The sequence below is a fragment of the Brucella pituitosa genome (assembly GCF_003049685.1).
Lineage (GTDB): Bacteria > Pseudomonadota > Alphaproteobacteria > Rhizobiales > Rhizobiaceae > Brucella > Brucella pituitosa.
The window spans coordinates 352,446-371,351 of the sequence record NZ_PYSY02000003.1 but is presented as its reverse complement, the minus strand read 5'-3'; the positions used below and the strand labels follow the sequence as shown (position 1 = coordinate 371,351).

Below are 18,906 nucleotides of genomic sequence, written 5' to 3'. Positions count from 1 at the left end.
GAGAGACCAATGAAAATCTATATCGCTGAATGGTGGATGATCACTCTATATGCGAGTTTCGCGACACCTTCCGACCCGCCAGAAATACCCGAAAATGAACCTGAAGGCATTCCGGTTGAGCCGCCGGAGACCATTCCGCAACCAGATAAGGTGCCGTTCAGCCCCGACGAACCCGAACAGATACCGCCCCTTCCTATACCAGAACATCCATCACCCGGGCCGGTCAATCCGGGTCAGCCGACAATGCTTTGCGCGCCACCCTCCTGTTATTCTGAACCGGGATAAGGAGCGACCTTCAACAATCGTGCCAGATGTACGCAATTGGCAGCCAGTATTTTGGTAGCGGAAACGACTGTTTCGGGTACTTCTTCCAGATCGACGAAATTGGTTGATTGCATCGCCTCGCCCACCCAATAGATTACGCCGTTGGCAGGCAGGGTGAAGCCCACATCGTTCAACGCCTGATAGAGCTGGGATGACACGAAATGCGCGCCGTCCTCGTTGCCGACCACGGCCGCGACGGCCACACGCCCGTAAGACGGCATTCGGTTGGCATCATCGGTCTCTGAAAGAAATGCATCCATACGTTCCAGCACGCGCTTGCAGATGCTTGATGGTTGTCCGAGCCAGATCGGCGTGCCGAAAATAAGAATATCCGCATCGAGGATTTTGGTTCTGAGTGCCGGCCATTCGTCGTCTTCGCTTTCGCGCGATGTGACACCGGGTTCGATGTTGAATTCACTCAGCCGCACATGCTCCGTTTGCACGCCATAAGGAACAAGATGCGTATCGAGATAATGTAGCATCCTGTCGGTCGAGGATAAATTCTGGTCGGCACTTCGCTTCAAGGTGGCATTGAGCGCGATAGCTTTGAGCTGAGGAAGGGAAGACACAGTCATTGTCCACCTCCCTTTCTCCTCGTGTGCTTGGGTTCACTCAGCGCATCAGCAACGTTCTTGCGATCCGGGTCGGCAAGATTGTGCCCAGCGGCATCGCGTTTCTTTGCCGGATCGTCGTCGGGAGGCTCGTAACCACGGGGCCTGTTTTCCGGCGGACCTTCCCATTTCAGCTTCTGATCTGTAGTGCCGGCTTTCGGATCGTGTTTCATGGAAACCTCTGTTTATTGAGATGGCGGTCCAACCTTTCAAACCTCGGTTTGTTTCATTAAATGAAAAAGAACGCTGAGTGCCGGAGTGGGAAAGGGCAAGGTTGAAGCAATGAAATTCCGCGGAACAAATGGACCGTCTGATGGTTGGAACTCAGAGGCCCTAAATGATAAAAACAGTTTCACCAGATAAAAGCTCTGGCCCTCGCTCAAGAGGCGCGATCCAGCGAGGCGAGACCGGCGACAAAGTTCTCGGCTTTCATCCTGCGGCGGCTGATGCCAGTTCTCAATCTACCGGTGAACAGGAACTACGACGGGAAATAGCCCCGGTAAGAACAAATGACAGCAACGCGTCCAGCCGTGCATCTGGCCTGCGTGTGTGGGCCTCTGGAGAGAAAGCACATCCTGCAAACGGGACCGCGCAGATGCGTGAAGGTCCAGCCTACATGATCTGGTGGTTCATCATTGCCTTGGTTGTCATCGGATATTTTGCGATCTCATGGGTATGGCAATGAACAAGCGATCAGAAAGAGAACAGGAGGAGCGCCGCAAGGTTTCGCCGCGAGCGCTCAGATATCTTCCGCGCTTCGCTTTAGTCATAGTGGCAGTTCTGCTCCTTCTCTTCCTTGGGTGGAGCCTGACCGGTGGTGTATCGTTAACGCAAAAGCCAGGTATCCAGGCACCTCCTGCCAGAGGTTCTGCCGATCATCTAAAGACCAAGCCGCCGGCAGAAAATGACCGGCCACAGACCGGCATGGGCGGCGACCATCCAGCGAACCCGCCAGCAGACCAGAAATGAGGATCAATCATGAACGAGAAATCAACCACCCCATTGACGGACGATGAAGACATCAAGTTCCTGGCCGAGAACTCGGACATTTCTCCGCTGCAGGCTCGCCAGTTGATCGAACATTTTGGAAGGGATCGGCAAAAACTGCTCAAAGAAGCCAAGAAATTTAAAGCGGAAGGTTAGAACCATGGCTCAGATCACACGCGACCACGACCAAATCCGCCAGTAGACGGAAGACCGCAACAGACGGCCTGCGATGGCGGAAACTGGCAGCGGCGGCGGCATACTGCGCATCGAATTCGCTGAATAAGACCATAATCTGGAGGAGGTCAATTGGGATGATTTCTTCGCCATCGTTGATGATCGCAACCCGCCTTCCTCTGCGAAGACACGGGCGACAGCCGCTTTAACAAGTTTGTAGATGCCGAGCAGAATGCGTGACAGAAACTAGGTCATATCAATAAGCGACGTTGGACTACATCGATTGGGAGGTCAGGAGGGGGCCTTTGAGCTGGGCAGGACATTCAGGTTCGCGGCAACGGGCGCACCGAGGTGACGCTCCATATATCTCTTGTGTGCAAGTCGCGATGCCAGTTCCGAAATGTAGTTCATATCCCTCAGGCCGTTCCGGTAAAGCATAATGATTGCGGACGAGAGGTCAGTCGCAGCATATTCTCTGTCGCTTTCTTCAAGAATGATAGCGGCGTTAGAAAAGCAGCTGCGCATGAAGTTCACTTCTTCCGGCTTGTAAATGCGGCTCGCTTCGTTGAAGAGCGGCATCTCATCCTCCTTTGAGAAACATCAACGATACGCTTTCTGATTATTTAAGATAGTCCGGTTTGATCACTTCATGTTTCAGATGCGATCAGGGGTTACGGTAAACGTCCACTCCCGTCTTCCGGGTGACGTTCGAGATTCTGGCGGTTGAGGCAATCGAGAACCCGTTTTGCCTCGCCTTCGCTCAATGCGATCTGGATCCTGCCTTCGAAGGTGATCGGATTGTCCTTGAAGGCATCAATCACCGACCAGGTGCCATCGCCAGCTTTCCGAAGTTTGTATCCATTTTCTATCATGGTCTTTTCCTGTTCTTCGCAGCCACTCCGAGGCTTATTCACGTCCTGTTATGGCTCGCCTAACTCAGCAAAATATAAATAGTTTCGAGACGTTGAGGACTTGTTTCACCCAATATGGGGGCGATGCAAAATCGTTGGCAATACGAGATTGATAACCCACTTAATGCATTGACGTTACTCGAGAAGTGAGATCGAGCATTTGCTTCTTAAAGCTGGAGGAGTTTCGCTAACATATTCTGTTCAGGATTTGCTTTTTTATGCGAAACATATTGAAAGGGTTTCTCTGGATCAGAAGCGGCTGGATATGGCTCGAAACGATGGCGACTTTGATATCGTTGATAGACCGCCCGCCGACAGTTCGCTGAGGCGGGAAAGGTCTCTTAACCGCGCTCGTGGTGCACGATAATACATGATGCTAATTCGGACCCAGAATAACTGCAGTCAGTTCCTTCAAGCATGACAGCAACTTCGCATGGAGTAGATTTCCATGGTATCATAGACGCGGCACGCTTCGTTAATAAACGGCATATCGACCTCCCTAGGGTAAATTGCCAGAAATGAAGCCACACGATGTTGGTGGAAACAACAATGCGAGAAGTATTTGGGTTGCGCATACACGAAACGCCCGACACGAACCTGGATGACCTACGACAACGAGAATCTCGTTGAATTGTGCCGTTTTTTTAAATGCGGATATCAATAGCAGGGGCGCAAAATCGTATCGTTGTCGATTTACTCGGCCTGATAATTAGTCTCGTAATCCATTCTGCGGGCATTTAGTACGGAGATTGCAGCCAGACGTCTCGAGGATCATCCTCAAGCCTTGGCCGCGGTTACGGCATATCTTACTGACCGCGGATACATTGGACCGAGCCGCAGGGCGATGTCGCAGTGCCGGCAGCTGAGATCAGCCAGGCGATTTATTTTGAAGCCAATTCACGTGGGCAAGTGCGGCCTAAGTCCGCGTGGAGGGAACTCGATAATTGAGAAGAAAAATCAAACAGCCAGCTACGACCTTAATAAATTTAGCCTGTGAGATTCAAGCGATCTCTGATCTCGGGTTTGTCGCAAATCCGTACCAGATCCAGTCAAGATCGACGTCGAGTGCTTTATTCTTCATTGATTGTCAACTGTCTCCACTTCATCAGATTTCTCCAGTTACTTATAGCCTACAGGAGCAACTCCTCACGGCTCCAATTTTCGAGGAACTTTTGCCCGAAATGTTTGTTTGGAGCCAGTTCAGGCAGATAAGCAGGTGATACGATGGCGAACGAAGAAAACCATGATGGCAATCAGACAAGTAAAAGTAATCTTCTTATAGCGCTCGTCAACGATGAAGAAATAGCGGCGTGACCGGGCACCGGACGCGCAATCGTGTCCGCCACGCCTTTTAAGAGCGGATGGTATATTGCTCGCAAAAGTTCTCCTCGTTCTGCTTTAAGCTTAGAATAGCATTTTTGGAAGCGAGGCTAATATCGATGGTGGAGATCAGGGAATTTGGCCTGATACTCCGGAAGAAGAAACGACGCGAGCTCGGTTACGGACGCATTTTGAGAGTTTGAGTTTCCGAGCGTAGAGATTGCACCCGGTCAATTTGAAAGGGTTCGGATGAACTGATTGTTTTTTCCTGAAACGGGAAAGAAATACAACAGAATAACTGTCGACATTGAGACCCTATGAGAAAGTGCTTTTAGTTGCGCTAGCCCAACCAACAGGCTCTTCGGCAAGAGGGGCTAGTCGGACAATCGAAGGAAGCGAAAAATGAAACCTATAGTCTTGTCACTCATGTTGTTTTTCATGGTAACAGCCGCGCAGGCACAAGAATCTGGCGCTCCGCCGCAATCGGGCGGTCAAGAACCGGAGATGCCGGGTAATGAGACAACGATTACGCCCTCAAAGCGGGTGCTACCTGAGGCTGCCCCTGAACAAAAACAATTGCGCCAACAAAAACACGAGCGCGAAAAAAGGATAGAAAAGAATAGAAAATGTTCTCCAGGTAAGGATGCCAAGGCCTGTCGGGAGCAGGGCGTTAAGAACAAATAGCAGAGAAATTATTGGCTTACAATAATTTGTTAAAGCGAGTAGCGAGTGCGACTTGATAGTAAATACAAAGCAACATGTGGCAAGACCAGCCACAACAGGATCACTGATGCGTTCGTTCTTTAGAGACAACAGCCTAACGATCGCACTTATGGGGATGTTCTCGCTCACACTCATCGGTATGACTATTTTGGGCCATGTGAATTACAATCAGGATTTGCTTCGCCACCATCAAACACCAATAGGACTGGCGGCATACCTGATTAGTGGTGAATTTCTGTCTGCTCTATTTGAAAATTGGGAAAGTGAATTCCTCCAGATGGGGGTCTATGTTGTTTTGACCGCGCTTCTTGTCCAAAGGGGATCTGCTGAATCTCGAGACCCTAAAGAAGTCGACAAAGAACCATCGAATAAACCGCGGACCTCTTTTTTTCAGCCCATTCGCTCGGCATTGTACTATTTTCGATGTTCACCGCAAGCTTCCTCCTTCACGTGTCAGCAAGCTTCCGTGCGGCGTCTGATGAAGCGAGACGGCATGGAGATACTGCTGAAAATTTCCTGTCCTATCTTACGAATGCCGGTTTCTGGTTTGAATCCTTTCAGAACTGGCAGTCTGAGTTTCTCTCGACGGCAGTTCTGGTCGTTCTTTCGATTTATCTTCGGGAGAAAGGCTCGCCTGAATCAAAAACCCTCGATGCCTCCAATGATGAGACAGGTAGTTGAACCCCATCTTGTTGTCTTACAAATTACGTTGATCGCGACCGGGTATGAGAAAACGGTCATCAGGGATTTATCCGTGATGTGGAAATTCTGAGATCATGGGCGGCAATGAGTGTCATGTTGCGGGAACTAGTAACCAAATAGAATGTACCCTTTACATATTTCGAGGCGCTCGGCCGTTATCTCAACCGACACGGTGCACCAGTCGCCTTTTATTCCGATAAGCATTCGGTGTTTCGGGTAGCGAAGAAAGATGCCAGAGGCGGACAGGGCATGACGCAATTCGGGCGGGCGTTGTGTGAGTTAAATATCGAGATTCTATGTGCAAATTCGAGCCAGGCCAAGGGTCGTGTTGAGCGGATGAACCGAAGGTTACAGGATCGCCTGGTCAGGGAATTAAGGCTTGCTGGGAGCAGCGACATGGAGACGACAATGCCTTTTTACCACGCTTCATAGCGGATTATAACAGGCGCTTTGCGATCATCCCTGCCCGGCCTGAAAACCTGCTACGGTCGCTCAATTTTGCGCCTAGACGCTTGCAGGACATTCTATGCAAGCGTGAGCAGCACTATGTGGGTTCACAGCTGACATTTTCGTTTGAGCGCCAGTGGATCATGCTGGAAGAGACCGAGGTGAGGCGTGGCCGCATTGGACGTTATGTTGAGACCTTCGCCTATGCGGATGGCCGGTTGGATGTAAGCTGGAAGGGGCATTCCCTACCCTACCGCGTGTTCAACAAAGATCAGCGTGTGACCCATGCAGCAATCAAAAAGAACAAGCGGCTAAGTGATGTTTCGGCCTATATCAAAGTGCAGCAGGACCAACCGGTGGAAGCGAACGTGAAGACCAACAGTGACAAAAACAGTTACAAGCCAGGCGGCGGTAAACCCGGGCGCCGCACGGATTTTATAAACGATCCTGCGGTTATTGCGCGGCGACAAAAGGCGCTATCGCGGCAGGGTTCCAATGAACCGGCCGCAATACAATAGTCTCAAGCGAAAGCCAAGAAAGCGAAACCATTCGCCCCGATCTGCCCTTGCAACCCGGAACAGCCGGACAGATCGGGGCTAATCGTCGTGATCGGAAATTACGCTTTATAACCGCAAAAATGATTATAATATTTTTATTGCCTTACCCAAGTGTTCCACTGTTGTAGCAAAGATGCCGAATTGTTATTTATCCAATCCGCATCGGGTATTACTATGTTTTCCTCAAGATCATTGGCGCTGGGCATCGTTTGCCGAACTTCATCAGACATTAGCGCAATTGCATCAGTACTTGGCGGTGTGCAGGATAGCTTTTCACAAGCCTGTGCTCGCGCTTGTGCCGAATTCAGCCAGAATTCGATCAGCTTTTCCGCGTTTTTACGATTGGGAGCTCCTTTCACAAGGGCAATGCGATCACCGACTAAAAAGGAGGCTTTGTAAGACCAGCTGATCGGCAATCCTTCGTTTTTCATAGCTTTTGCCCGAGTAAGCCAAATCTGGCCCAGTGCATAATCTTCATTTCTAAAACCTTGCACACTTTGATCCCCCGTCTTCCACCAGAGCGTTACATCAGATCGTATTTCGTCGAGTTTACGAAAGGCACGATCAACGTCCAGAGGGAAAAGCTCATCTTTTTTGACACCATCTGCAAGCAAAGCTGCTGCTAACACGCGCCAGGGATCGTCGAAGTTCGGAAAAGAACGCCCACCCGGAAATTTTTCAACATCCCACATATCTGCCCAAGTTTGTGGTTGCGGCCCCTCAGTTAATCGATATGCCAGAAGCGTTGCAGTTGACTGAAGTAAAGCGCCTCCTCTTCCACAAGCGTTCTCAACGAGACCAGCTTTGCCCTTGAATTGCTCGCAAAAGCCGGACAAGTCTTCAGTGGATTCTTGATGGGCTTCAGAAGCTGCTTGTATTTCGCCGTCAAGGTAAAGATCCCAAGATACATTACCCGTTTTTACCATAGCGGAAGCTTTGGCCCGCATTTCAGCATTAGTAGCAACCACTGTCACGACTTCAATCCCAGTTTCTTTCGTGAATGGATCGAACCAAGCCTCTTTTAATGCCTTATCATAAGCCCCACCTGTGGAAGCGATTACCACACGCTCGGTGGCGGCGCATTGTCAGTTGCTATTCCAACCGCCAAGCCAATGATTACACCTCCGCACGCTGCGGACAAATATCTATCAATCATCATTGTAAGTATTCCCCTATGACAGAAAGTCTATTTTGAACGAATGCTGCGCGTCATAAAATGAGCAATGCTCATAAGAACCAGTGCGATCACAATCATGAACGTAGAGGCTGCAGCAATCACGGGCGTCAGGTTAAAATCAATGTCTTCAAACATCTTTCGTCCGATAGATTTGCCACCGGTCTCTGAAATGAAGAAAGCAACTGTCGCTTCATCAAAAGAAGCGAGAAAGGCGAATACCCCGCCAGATGCGATACCAGGCATAATATTTGGCAGAACAATTTTGAAAAATGTTTGAAAGCGATTGGCACCACAATTAAGCGCCGCAAGTTCAAGCTCTGGATCAAAGCGCTGCAACGAGGCCATAACTGTAATTAACACATAGGGAACAGCGAGGACCGTGTGAGCAATGAGAAACCCCGTGAAACTGCCAGTCAGTTGCAAAGGCGCAAACACCAGAAACAAAGCAACTCCCAACACAACATGAGGTACAATCAACGGACCTATCGAAAGCGCTTGGATGCCATTTTTCCACGGCAAATTACCTCTCACAATAGCAAGCGCTGCCATTGTCCCGATGATTGTCGCAGTGATCGTTGTCATAAGGGCAATGCGAAAGCTAAACCAGGTGGCAGACATCCAATCTGGGTCAGTAAAATAGGCGTAGTACCATCGTAACGTGAATCCGTCAGGAGGAAATTTAATGTAATCCGTCTGACTAAGAGACATTGGGACAACCAATATTGTCGGAAGGATCAGAAAAAATAGGATGGCCGCAATTAGACATCCTCCTACAACTTTCGCGAATAACACCAAAGCCCGGCTATATGCGGTCCTTATCGAGCTTTTACTGATGACATGAAGAGAGCGATTGAAGGGTTGATCAATGGACATTGCTAAACCCCTTTTGAAAGGACAATGCTTTTCGGAGTAGGGCTATGAAGACCAATGTCATGACCAGAAGGACGGTTGAGAGTGCGGCTGCAAAAGGCAAGTCGACAACCACGGTCGTTTGCTGTCCGATTAACGTTGGCATCAACATCGAGCCCGGGCCACCGACAAGAGCAGGCGTGATATAGAACCCCAAAGCCAACACGAAACAGATCGTTGCTCCGGCGAACACGCCCGGAAGGCTGAGCGGAAAAGTAATTCTCAGAAATGTTACCACCGCACCTGCCCCAAGGTTCCTTGCTGCTCGGACATAGTCTGTAGGCAAGGTCCGAAGGACCGAGAAAATCGGCAGGATGACGAAGGGAAGCAAGACATGCGTCATAGCAAGGATTACTGCGCCTTGCGTATAGAGCATCTTAACCGGCTGCTCAGTCACTCCCGTTGTTTCAAGTAAAGAGTTGACCAAACCATTACGTTGTAAAAGAACAATCCAGGCATACGAACGGATTAATATCGACGTCCACAAAGGTATAAAAACGCAAGCTGCTACCACAAATGCCCATCGTTTGTTCAGACGCGCCATGGCAAATGCAATAGGATATCCGAGCAGAACCCCTGCAACAGTTACAATCAACGCAACTGTAACCGTTGAGAATAAAACACTTGATACAATGGCTCCGCAAAGATGCGCCCGTAGGTGGCAAGGAAACCTTCCGAAAAGCTCAATCCTATCAAACTGACTATTGGATATATGAATCCTACAGCTAGACAAACGATCAACGGCAGTGTTAGGAGCCAGGAAGAGGCACCTGAATAAGTCCGCGCTGAGGGCGATGTCAGCCAAGAGCCTTCGTTAAACAACGCTTCTTCTTGCAAATTAGATTGTACACCCGTCATGCTGCGTCCCTTTCGCGAGATGCGAACGCATGGACAGACTGGTTATTGAGTCGCAGTGAAACGCGGTCGCCGCGCTTGAACGCTGTAGCCGTATTGGCAGCACTTTGAACGCGTATTTGCGCGTCAGGACAATCATTAAGCTTCACGACGTATGTGTTCGTCGATCCCATGAAAATATCAGCTTCAATCTCTCCCTGGATCGCTGACGATGCCGCATTACCGCCTTGTTCCAACGAAACATGCTCGGGCCGAAATGCCAGAGTAAGCTTCCTATCGATGTCTTGATTTGAAAGAGAAGTATTGAGGCTGGTGATGGGGAGGTCGATCACCGTATGCTCTCCGATGCGCAGGACAGCCGCGCCCAATTTTTTTCCGATCTTAACCGCAGGCAAGAAATTCATTGTACCAATGAAATCTGCGACAAAGCTGCTGACAGGATTTCGATAAAGTGCCTCTGGGGTATCTATTTGCTCCAGCTGACCATTTTGCATAACCGCTACACGATCAGACATTGTAAGTGCCTCTTCCTGATCATGCGTCACATAAATGACCGTTGCTCCCAGCCGCTCCTGAATACGTTTGATTTCAAGCTGCATGTTTTCCCGCAACTTCTTATCAAGCGCTCCCAGTGGCTCGTCCATCAAAATGACAGGCGGATTGAAAACAAGGGCGCGCGCCACCGCAACACGCTGTTGTTGACCACCAGTCAGAATCTTCCGGGACACTGATGACGTCAGATTCTACAATAGAATTCGTCAACAATAACACTCGTCAGGGACACTGGCGGGTGTTTTCAATGCAAGGTACTCAACCGGATTAGTGCAGAATCTGGCTCAGGAACAGCTTGGTGCGCTCATGTTGTGGATTGTCGAAGAACTCGGCAGGCGAATTCTGTTCGACGATCTGGCCCTGATCCATGAAGATCACACGATTGGCAACCTGACGCGCAAAGCCCATTTCGTGCGTCACACAGATCATGGTCATGCCTTCATCGGCAAGACTCACCATCGTATCCAGCACTTCCTTGACCATTTCCGGATCGAGCGCCGAGGTCGGCTCGTCGAACAGCATGACCTTCGGGTTCATGCAAAGCGCACGGGCAATCGCCACACGCTGCTGCTGGCCGCCTGAAAGCTGGCCCGGATATTTGTTGGCCTGTTCCGGAATTTTCACGCGCGCCAGATAATGCATGGCGATTTCTTCCGCCTTCTTCTTTGGCATCTTGCGTACCCAAATCGGTGCCAGGGTGCAGTTTTCCAAAATGGTCAGATGCGGGAAGAGATTGAAATGCTGGAACACCATGCCGACTTCGCGGCGTACTTCATCGATCTTCTTCAAATCGTTGGTGAGTTCAATGCCATCAACAATGATCTGGCCCTTCTGGTGTTCTTCCAGACGGTTGATGCAACGGATCATTGTCGACTTGCCCGAGCCCGATGGGCCAGCAACAACGATACGTTCGCCCGGCGTCACTTGAAGGTCAATGTCCTTGAGGACATGGAATTGTCCATACCATTTGTTCATTCTCTGCAGCTGTATAACTGGAACGAATTCAACAGCAGGCTTCGCGGCGGTCAACATGATGAAAATCCCCTACTAGATAGTCAGTTATTTCGAAAACGAATTGGAATCATCGTCCCGGGATTGCAACCCGAAGTTCAACAGAACGTACAATGGAGCCGAAAACCGCGCCTATGATCAGATAGATGGCCCCCGCGACCAGGAACGTTTCAAAGGGTGCGTAAGTTTTTGCAACAAACACTCGAGCAGCCCCTGTCATCTCCATAACCGTGACAGCACTGGCCAAAGTCGATCCCTTCATAACCAGAACGAGCTCATTGCCTAGTGCAGGTAAAATCGACCTATAAACTTGCGGAAAGATCACTTTACGAAGGGCTGTAAATTTCCTCAGACCCAAAGCGCTTGCTGCTTCCGTTTGACCGTTCGGTAGCTGGCGTATGGCTCCGGCAATCACTTCCGCGGTGTACGCCGCCGAGTTCAAACCGATAGTGATGATAGCACAGTAAAGAGCACTTCTCAGTAAGGGCCAAAGAAAGCTTTCCCGAATAAACTCAACCTGACCAAGACCATAGTAAACGATAAAGAGCTGGACGAGCAGCGGGCTTCCTCGCACCATGAATGTATATGTAGTCGCCGGGTAGCGCAGCCATTTCTTTGTTGATGTCAGCGCGAGCGCGATTGGCAAAGCAAAAATCTGACCCAACACAAAAGCGGAAACCGTAATTAACAGGGATAACCAAATGCCATGCTGAATGGCCCTAAATGCTGGAAGAAAGAGATCGAATGACATGATACTACCGTGTCTGTGGCGCAAGTCGGGAGGCATAAGCCTTGAGTAACAGCGTTGAAACCCCGGTCACGGCAATATAAAGAGCCGCTGCACTGAGATAAAACGCTAACGGTTCACGCGTAGCACCGGCGGCGACTACTGATTTGCGCATGAGTTCTTCAAGCCCGATGATGGATACCAATGCACTTTCCTTCAAAATGACAAGCCATTGGTTGCCAAGTCCAGGAAGCGCCCGCGCCATCATCTGCGGCAGGGCAACCAAGCGAAAAGCTCGCGCTCGCCTTAACCCAAGCGCTAACGCAGCCTCCCACTGCCCACTCGATACGCTGAGAAGGGCGCCGCGGAGAATTTCAGTTAGGTAGGCAGCACAAACGACCGATAGAGCCGCGATGCCTGCAGTAATGGCGTTTACCTCGATGTAACGTCCCGCGATTTTCGTCAGAAGCACTGTTCCTCCGTAAAATATAAGGAAGATAACGAGGAGTTCGGGCAGGCCTCGGATTAATCCGACGTAAAGACTGATAATTTTCCGAACAGGTGCGGGCGCGTATATCGCAAGAGGGGCGAGAATGAGGGCAACAACTAACCCGCAAATGAAACTCCCGAGTGCGACGATCAATGTTACCGCGAGTCCCTGCAAAAGCTGAGGCAGGTATGCGAAGACAACTGACATCCTATTGCACCTCTTCGAGGCTGTGGTGTGCTCCAGTGCAATGACTGGCAAGCTTTTGGAAAAAATCGCTAGAGAAATGAATCATTTTCTCCAGCTGCGCGATGATGATGTTCTCGTCTGGTGAATGAAGCATGGCTGCATGATGGGTAAGTCCGGCGCCAAATAGCGTAGCCCCCATGTTTCTGATGAAAGGATGAGCGAGCCCCGAAGCAGGAGAACTGGGCTGAACTATCGGTGCCTTGCCGAAATGCAATTCAAGCAGACGGATCCCCTCCTGAACCGCCCAATGTTTGTGATCGCACCGCACAGCCTGAACTTCAGCATCCAGTACCTTGACTTCAACATCCTCAAAGCCGTGTTTATCTAAGTGCCGTCTCACCAGTTCCACGACATGTAACGGATGCTGGTTAGGTACAAGCCTGAAATCGAGTTTTGCAACGGCTCTGGCGGGCAATACGGTTTTAGCGCCCTCCCCGGCGTAGCCTCCAGAAATGCCATTGATATTCAAACATGGCTCAAGATTGAGATTACGATAGAAATTCGATGCATTTGTACCGGCAAGAAGCCGCTTGCCGCCTGTGGCTTCTTGCAAGCTGTCGAGCGTATATGGCGGCGTTTCGACCAACTGCTCAACATCTTGCGGAACTACAGGGATTGTGTCGTAAAAGCCGTCAATTAAAACGCGTCCGTTCGCGTCACGCATTGAAGACAGAGCAGCTGAAATTCGCCAGAGAGGATTATCGAAAATTGCACCAAAGCTCGAGTGAAGATCAGCGCGTGCAGTCCGGCATTCGAGTTCAATAGCAGCAACGCCTTTGAAGCCCATCAGAACAATGGGATGACCGCTGCTGTCGACCTCTCCAAACTCCCACCAGCAAAGGTCTGCTTTCAAGTCAGGAAAACGGCGCTGAAGAAAGCTATCGAGGGAAGGGCTGCCAATCTCCTCTTCGCCGTCAACAATCCAGATGAGACGGTAAGGCAGGGATCCCGGATTATGGCGACGATATTCGCGCCAACCGGCCAACCGACTTATGAATTCGCCTTTATCATCTGCCACGCCTCTTCCGTATAGTCGCCCGTTTCGCTCTGTGAGACTATAGGGCGAACTTGTCCAGAGCTCGACAGGATCCTCCGGTTGAACGTCATAATGATTATATATTACCAGCGTGAACGGACCATCACCGGTTTCAGCAACGACGAAGGGGCCGACATCGCCTGCGCAGATTTCCGTTCTAAAGCCGGCAGCGTTTAGAAGATCTTCGACTTTGCGCGCACAGGATTGCAGTTCCTGACCCCGCGCGCTGACGGAAGGGATTTTTACAAGTTCCGCGAGATCGGTGATCGCAGACCGAAGCAACTCAGATTGTTTGCGCATAATTTATCCGTAAAATGAGGGGCAGAGCGTTGCGCCACCCCTGCCCATCTCACTTCTTCGACAGATCGTAAGTGAACCATTTTTGCGAGATCGATGCGATCGTCCCATCTTTCAGCATTGCCTGAATGGCAGCATCGACTTTTGTCTGCAGTTCGCTATTGCCTTTCTTTAGGGCTATGCCTTGACCTCTTCCAAATTCCGGGAAGTCAGCGCCAGTAAGCAACGGACCTGCATAAACCAGTTTGCCGTCACCACGCTCCTTCACGAGAGGATCCCAGGCAGAGCGCTCCATAAGACCCGCATCGATACGTCCGGCCAGCAGATCGTCTGCAATCTGATCAGGACGGTCATAAACCCTGACGTCAGCATCTGGAAAATGAGCGCGAACTACCTGTTCATGGGTCGTGCCTGTTTGGACGCCAATCGCCGATTTTTCCAACTTTCCAACCAGATCTTGCGCAGTTTTGGCCTGTTCTGCTTCACTCCCGCTTGCAACGACAATCGCATTTGGGGCATCTGCGTAAGCTGCCGAAAAATCAACGCGTTGGGCGCGCTCCTCATTGATAGATACACCGGATATAACGAGATCAAATTTGCCTACCTGCAGACCCGGGAGCAACCCGTCATATGCCTGGTTTTGCCATTCACATGTGGCGCTGATGCGTTTGCAGATTTCGTCTCCAACATCCTTATCGAAGCCGACAATCTGGCCGCTTGCATCAACGGATTCCCATGGCGGGTAGTCGGCACTCGTTCCGATGTGTAATTGTTGTGCTCCAGCACTCGTCAGTGAAGCTCCCAGAAGTAAGGTACTGATCAGTATTTTCATAGTTTCCCCTTTATTTTTCTCGACAGCAGTCAGCCGGGGACTGTATGCCCGCCTGACTGCATGATTGGAGTTGATTAGGCTGCGATTGCCTGCTGTTCCCTCAGGAAGCCTGAAATCAGCTTTAGGCCTGAACGGAGGATTTCTGAGCCATTGGTGTAACCGATGCGCAGATAGCCTTCCATGTCCATGGCGCTTCCCGGCGTCAGCATCACGCCGGTGCTTTGAAGAAGCTTTATGCAAAACTCTTCGGACGTCAGAGGCAGATCATACCTGAGTAGAGCGGTAGTGCCGGATTGCGGCTTCACCCATGTGATCAGTGGCTCACTCTCGACCCACTCCGCCACAATTGCCAGATTCGTACGAGTGATCTCATGTGAGCGGGCCAGGATCTTATCGCGGTTTTCCAGTGCTATCGACGCGAAGTGGTCATCCAACATACCCACGCTGATCGTATTATAGTCACGATGGATGGAAACAGCGTGGATCAGTTCCTTCGGAGCAACAATCCAGCCCAGACGAAGGCCTGCCAAAGAGTATGTTTTCGACATACTGCCCGTGCTGATACCTTTTTCATACAGATCAGCGATAGAAGCAGTCATCCCATCGCCCGTCTGATCGGTACCACGGTAAACTTCGTCACAAAGTATCCATGCGCCGCAATCGCGAGCAATCTCAACGATCTCCTTAAGGAAAGCTTCATCCATCAAAGATCCCGTTGGGTTGTTTGGATTGTTGATGGCTATGAGCTTGGTGCCCGGGGTGGCGAGCTTTTTCAGTTCCGTCAGCTCCGGAAGGAATCCGTTTTCCTCGCGAAGTTTCAAAATCTGAATATCCGCACCGTAGCTTTCTGGGATCGAATAATGCTGCTGATAAGTCGGCAGCACCGAAATTACCCTGTCGCCACGTTCGACCAGGGTCTCATGTACAAGTGCATTTGCACCGATGGCACCATGGGTAATGCTAACATTCTCCCGGTTTTGTTTTCCGTAAAGGCCGGCAACCAGGTCCCGAAGTCTGTCGCTTCCTTCAATCGCTCCATAGGTGAGTTTCAGCGGAAGCAATTCCGAAAGGATGGTATCTGTTTTGCTGGCCATCTCTAGCAGCTCAGCAACAGTGAGACTTTCGACGCAAGTTTCGGCAAGATTCCACTCGCACTTGTTTTCCCACGCGTTCATCCAGATTTCGACGCCAAAGTCACGGATTTTCATGTGTATGCCTTTCTAAATTCGGGAGATGTCTATTGTTCGCGTACAACAGCCAAAACAGCTACCGCGGCTGCAATGTCTTCAAGACCCAGTCCGATTGACCTGAAGAATGCGGGCCGTTCATACGACGGCTTTTGCGCCCTGCCAGTCAGGAGCTCCGGGAGGTCTCCGAGAATACGGTCCACTCCCCATTCTCCAGTGGACGTTGCGATCTTCATCTCGCCGGCGGAATGAGGCGTGGTCGCACGATAGTCGCAGTAAACATCAAATCCCGACAATGCATTCGGGTCAATTTCATGGGCGTTTGCCACATTTGTGCTGATCGAAGTCACAAGTGCGTCCCTGCGAAGATGCGCAACATCAATCACGGGCGTTCCCGATGATGTGCAAAGAAGCACAACGTCTGCGTCCTTGATCGCGTCTTCAGCACTTGCCGCAATACGGACACTGGTGCCGGAATTCAGATTTCTGGGAAGGTCTGCTTGTTGTGCGGCATGATGCGAGTAAAGGCGCACATCTTTCCAGTCGCGGATGGCCTCGACATAACGCAGATGGGCTTGTCCAACTGCGCCAGTCCCGATTATGGCCAAAGTCGCGGCGTCCTCACGGGCAAGCTTATTTACAGCGATCGCAGTAGCTGCAGCAGTGCGCTCCGTCGTCAACCTTTTCGAGTCGCAAAGAAGAAGTGGCGTTCCGGTTTCTGCCGACATGAGAACGGTCCAGGCAGTAACCAGCGAGTTACCGCCATTTACGATATAGGGCGAGAGCTTGGCTCCGAAGACTTTTTCATTAGCCAATACACCCAGATAGGTGATGAAATCACCGGCATCCGCAGGAAACAGGCTTAATGTCTGAGGTGGCTGGGTCGCAGTGCCTTCGCCCAGAGACTTGAACATGCGCTCCAGTAACGCACCGATGTCGAGCTTTCCAATGAGTTTCTGAATTGCCTGGTCGTCCAGGACAATGGGGTATTGCTGCATAACTGTGTACGCCCTATCAATTGTGTAGACGGTAGCGATTTTGCAGACCCGCTTTACGAGTTTGCAAATTGACGGTTGAACAGCATGGCCAATGCGTATAGAGACAAGTTATGAGCAATATATTGCGCAGTCAAGAGCGAAGCGACGTTTTAATGCACGTTTCAGGAAATCTGAAGAAACTACGCACTGATGCAGGTCTTAGCCAGACGGCGCTTGCCAATGCGTCCGGCATTAGTCGACGAATGATCGTTGGCGTCGAGAGCGGTGACGCAAATATCAGCCTGTCCAGTCTGGATAAGCTGGCTGCGGCCCTAGGTGTAGACTTTGTCGAGTTGGTCAGAGATCCAAACCGCACGACCCGGGAAAGTATCAATGCCGTTACGTGGCGTGGCGAAAAAAGTGAGAGCAAGGCCACCCTGCTGGGTTCCGCGCCAGCTTCTACCGAAGCACAAATGTGGTACTGGACCCTGGGTGCCGGAGACCGTTACGATGCCGAGCCTGACCCAACTGGATGGCATGAAATGCTATTCGTCATCGAAGGCACCTTGACGCTCGAGCTTTCCGGGTCGGCAAGAGAATATCCCGCTGGCACATTTGCGATCTATAGTTCAGCTCAAGATTATTCGTATATCAATAATCAGGAAAACAGGCTCAGTTTCATCCGGAACGTCCTATCGTAGACATTGCTCGTTTGACGTCACTTAAATTCATTAAGTAAGGACTTTCAGCGGAAATGCTGCATCCACAAAGTTTCCAACAGATCCTGTCACACTCTCCTGGCGCTCGCCGTGTGATCAATCGCGCAGTGACCAGAGGGCCACGCGCAAACGCGGCGCGTTTTATCGCTGAGTTAGGAAACGTCATCAAAACGCGCAGCAGAAGCGCGCTAGACGATCCAATCCTCTTATAGTCACGTCGTCTGCACCAGAAAACGAAATCCTTACAAAGTTTGACATATTGGGGCCAAACGCCACGCCAGGAACCAGCGCAAGGCGCTGAGATTCGAAAAGCCTCTCTGCAAATTCTGTCCCTGTCAGTCCTGTCGATCCGACGTCGACGAAGCAGAACATTCCGCCCGCAGGGCGGACAAACCGCAAACATGAAATCTCAGAAACCTATTCACCCCGCCCTCCGCCATAGACACCTCAGGACAGCCGTTCGTCCTTGTCAGGCTCTACGCGGGACACGGTGAAGCCTGTCGCCCGTGCTTGATCGTCCTGGCTACCGAGGCCTATGGTCGCAACTGAGGCCGACGTGCCTTGTACACCGAAGGACTGTGCAACGTTGCCGAGCGTGATGCCCATGACGCCGAGACCGATAATGGGAAGAACCGCTGTTGCAGGAACCCGCAGTTCGCGCCGAGCCAGGAACATCATGAGCGGCACAGCCACCATGAAGCGAAGCGCCGTCAAGGTTATAGGCGGGACACTGTCAAGCCCAAGCTTGGTGATCGGGATCGAAAGTCCCCACATCAGCGCCAACAGGAGCATGGCTGTAAGGTTCTTCATCGACAGGGAGCCAATCGAGGTAGCGGTTGCGGCGTGACGGTGAGGTCAAATGAGTTCTGAGACACGTCCTGGAGCCTCGCGGATTGGCATTGGCTTGCGACTGTGTCATACGTAAGAGAAGATTTAACACAGAAACAAACCATTTGTTCTCACAGAATGTGTGAGAAATGTTCACGCATATGTCTACCGACCAGCTTCCTCCGCTTCAAACACTCCGGGCCTTCGAGGCAACCGGTCGACGCCTGAGCATGACGCTGGCAGCGCAGGAGCTCCACCTGACCCACGGCGCGGTGAGCCGTCAGATCAAAGCATTGGAGGATCATCT

At 50.9% G+C, this 18,906-nt stretch carries 20 protein-coding genes and 5 pseudogenes; 9 read left to right on the top strand and 16 right to left on the bottom strand.

Going from position 1 to position 18,906, the window contains the following annotated elements; genetic code table 11:
* The first annotated feature begins 9 nt into the window (after positions 1 to 9).
* Positions 10 to 285, top strand: coding sequence for a chitin-binding protein (locus C9380_RS22040; protein ID WP_128094679.1), 276 nt, complete (start codon positions 10 to 12; stop codon positions 283 to 285).
* On the opposite strand, the gene C9380_RS22035 is transcribed toward C9380_RS22040, so the two are convergent.
* Entirely contained in the window at positions 267 to 899 is a 633-nt protein-coding gene (locus C9380_RS22035) for a flavodoxin family protein (protein ID WP_128094678.1), read from the bottom strand. The genes C9380_RS22040 and C9380_RS22035 overlap by 19 nt on opposite strands.
* A complete protein-coding gene (locus C9380_RS22030; protein ID WP_128094677.1) occupies positions 896 to 1,108 on the bottom strand; it encodes a hypothetical protein in 213 nt (70 codons plus the stop codon). The genes C9380_RS22035 and C9380_RS22030 overlap by 4 nt, the downstream gene beginning before the upstream one ends.
* Before the next feature lie 164 nt (positions 1,109 to 1,272).
* On the opposite strand from C9380_RS22030, the gene C9380_RS22025 reads away from it, so the two are divergent.
* Genes C9380_RS22025 through C9380_RS26955 form a run of 3 tightly spaced genes read left to right on the top strand, consistent with a single transcriptional unit; the run spans position 1,273 to position 2,078 of the window.
* On the top strand, positions 1,273 to 1,620 hold the full coding sequence (locus C9380_RS22025; RefSeq protein WP_128094676.1) for a hypothetical protein: 348 nt from the start codon (positions 1,273 to 1,275) through the stop codon (positions 1,618 to 1,620).
* On the top strand, positions 1,617 to 1,904 hold the full coding sequence (locus C9380_RS22020) for a hypothetical protein (RefSeq protein ID WP_128094675.1): 288 nt from the start codon (positions 1,617 to 1,619) through the stop codon (positions 1,902 to 1,904). Before C9380_RS22025 ends, C9380_RS22020 begins: the two co-directional genes overlap by 4 nt.
* 9 nt (positions 1,905 to 1,913) lie before the next feature.
* Positions 1,914 to 2,078, top strand: a complete 165-nt coding sequence (locus tag C9380_RS26955) for a hypothetical protein (protein WP_164844713.1) — start codon at positions 1,914 to 1,916, stop codon at positions 2,076 to 2,078.
* Between the two features lie 309 nt (positions 2,079 to 2,387).
* Here the strand turns inward: C9380_RS26955 and C9380_RS22015 are convergent, their stop codons facing one another.
* Positions 2,388 to 2,675: a hypothetical protein gene (locus C9380_RS22015; protein ID WP_128094674.1), complete on the bottom strand. Its 288-nt coding sequence runs from the start codon at positions 2,673 to 2,675 to the stop codon at positions 2,388 to 2,390.
* Between the two features lie 92 nt (positions 2,676 to 2,767).
* Positions 2,768 to 2,968 carry a hypothetical protein gene (locus tag C9380_RS22010; protein WP_128094673.1) on the bottom strand — a complete coding sequence of 67 codons (201 nt, stop codon included), beginning with the start codon at positions 2,966 to 2,968 and terminating at the stop codon, positions 2,768 to 2,770.
* A 1,761-nt stretch (positions 2,969 to 4,729) separates the two neighbouring features.
* Between C9380_RS22010 and C9380_RS22005 the strand changes: the two genes are divergently transcribed.
* The 3 genes and pseudogenes from C9380_RS22005 to C9380_RS21995 all read left to right on the top strand — a co-directional run.
* On the top strand, positions 4,730 to 5,011 hold the full coding sequence (locus C9380_RS22005) for an ExbD/TolR family protein (protein WP_128094672.1): 282 nt from the start codon (positions 4,730 to 4,732) through the stop codon (positions 5,009 to 5,011).
* Positions 5,012 to 5,117: 106 nt separating this feature from the next.
* Complete coding sequence (locus tag C9380_RS22000) at positions 5,118 to 5,822, top strand: DUF6766 family protein (RefSeq protein ID WP_425598728.1); 705 nt, start codon at positions 5,118 to 5,120, stop codon at positions 5,820 to 5,822.
* A gap of 59 nt (positions 5,823 to 5,881) precedes the next feature.
* A pseudogene (locus C9380_RS21995) lies at positions 5,882 to 6,717 on the top strand (transposase family protein); the annotation flags it as partial.
* A gap of 134 nt (positions 6,718 to 6,851) precedes the next feature.
* On the opposite strand, the pseudogene C9380_RS21990 reads toward C9380_RS21995, so the two are convergent.
* The 11 genes and pseudogenes from C9380_RS21990 to C9380_RS21940 form a co-directional block, all read right to left on the bottom strand.
* Positions 6,852 to 7,832: pseudogene (locus C9380_RS21990) on the bottom strand (ABC transporter substrate-binding protein); the annotation flags it as partial.
* Between the two features lie 110 nt (positions 7,833 to 7,942).
* Positions 7,943 to 8,806, bottom strand: coding sequence for an ABC transporter permease (locus C9380_RS21985; RefSeq protein WP_128094670.1), 864 nt, complete (start codon positions 8,804 to 8,806; stop codon positions 7,943 to 7,945).
* Positions 8,796 to 9,700: pseudogene (locus C9380_RS21980) on the bottom strand (ABC transporter permease). The gene C9380_RS21985 and the pseudogene C9380_RS21980 overlap by 11 nt, the downstream one beginning before the upstream one ends.
* Positions 9,697 to 10,410 (bottom strand): annotated as a pseudogene (locus tag C9380_RS27745) (ABC transporter ATP-binding protein); the annotation flags it as partial. The pseudogenes C9380_RS27745 and C9380_RS21980, both read right to left, overlap by 4 nt.
* Positions 10,411 to 10,516: 106 nt before the next feature.
* Entirely contained in the window at positions 10,517 to 11,281 is a 765-nt protein-coding gene (locus C9380_RS21970) for an amino acid ABC transporter ATP-binding protein (protein WP_105642864.1), read from the bottom strand.
* A gap of 49 nt (positions 11,282 to 11,330) precedes the next feature.
* The gene (locus tag C9380_RS21965; RefSeq protein ID WP_247877659.1) at positions 11,331 to 12,011 is read right to left on the bottom strand and encodes an ABC transporter permease; all 681 of its coding nucleotides are present in this window, start codon (positions 12,009 to 12,011) and stop codon (positions 11,331 to 11,333) included.
* A 4-nt stretch (positions 12,012 to 12,015) separates the two neighbouring features.
* Complete coding sequence (locus C9380_RS21960; protein WP_128094669.1) at positions 12,016 to 12,684, bottom strand: ABC transporter permease; 669 nt, start codon at positions 12,682 to 12,684, stop codon at positions 12,016 to 12,018.
* A gap of 1 nt (position 12,685) precedes the next feature.
* The gene (locus tag C9380_RS21955; protein WP_128094668.1) at positions 12,686 to 14,059 is read right to left on the bottom strand and encodes a M20/M25/M40 family metallo-hydrolase; all 1,374 of its coding nucleotides are present in this window, start codon (positions 14,057 to 14,059) and stop codon (positions 12,686 to 12,688) included.
* Positions 14,060 to 14,108: 49 nt separating this feature from the next.
* Entirely contained in the window at positions 14,109 to 14,888 is a 780-nt protein-coding gene (locus tag C9380_RS21950; protein ID WP_128094667.1) for a transporter substrate-binding domain-containing protein, read from the bottom strand.
* A 74-nt stretch (positions 14,889 to 14,962) separates the two neighbouring features.
* A complete protein-coding gene (locus C9380_RS21945) occupies positions 14,963 to 16,096 on the bottom strand; it encodes an aminotransferase (RefSeq protein ID WP_128094666.1) in 1,134 nt (377 codons plus the stop codon).
* Positions 16,097 to 16,125: 29 nt separating this feature from the next.
* A complete protein-coding gene (locus C9380_RS21940; protein ID WP_105535422.1) occupies positions 16,126 to 17,073 on the bottom strand; it encodes an ornithine cyclodeaminase family protein in 948 nt (315 codons plus the stop codon).
* Positions 17,074 to 17,183: 110 nt separating this feature from the next.
* On the opposite strand from C9380_RS21940, the gene C9380_RS21935 reads away from it, so the two are divergent.
* Positions 17,184 to 17,753, top strand: coding sequence for an XRE family transcriptional regulator (locus C9380_RS21935; protein ID WP_128094665.1), 570 nt, complete (start codon positions 17,184 to 17,186; stop codon positions 17,751 to 17,753).
* 465 nt (positions 17,754 to 18,218) lie between these two features.
* Here C9380_RS21935 and C9380_RS21930 read toward each other — a convergent pair whose 3' ends face one another.
* Positions 18,219 to 18,581, bottom strand: coding sequence for an EamA family transporter (locus C9380_RS21930; protein WP_247877660.1), 363 nt, complete (start codon positions 18,579 to 18,581; stop codon positions 18,219 to 18,221).
* A gap of 167 nt (positions 18,582 to 18,748) precedes the next feature.
* Here C9380_RS21930 and C9380_RS28895 point away from each other — a divergent pair.
* Positions 18,749 to 18,904: pseudogene (locus tag C9380_RS28895) on the top strand (LysR family transcriptional regulator); the annotation flags it as partial.
* Positions 18,905 to 18,906 lie beyond the last annotated feature (2 nt).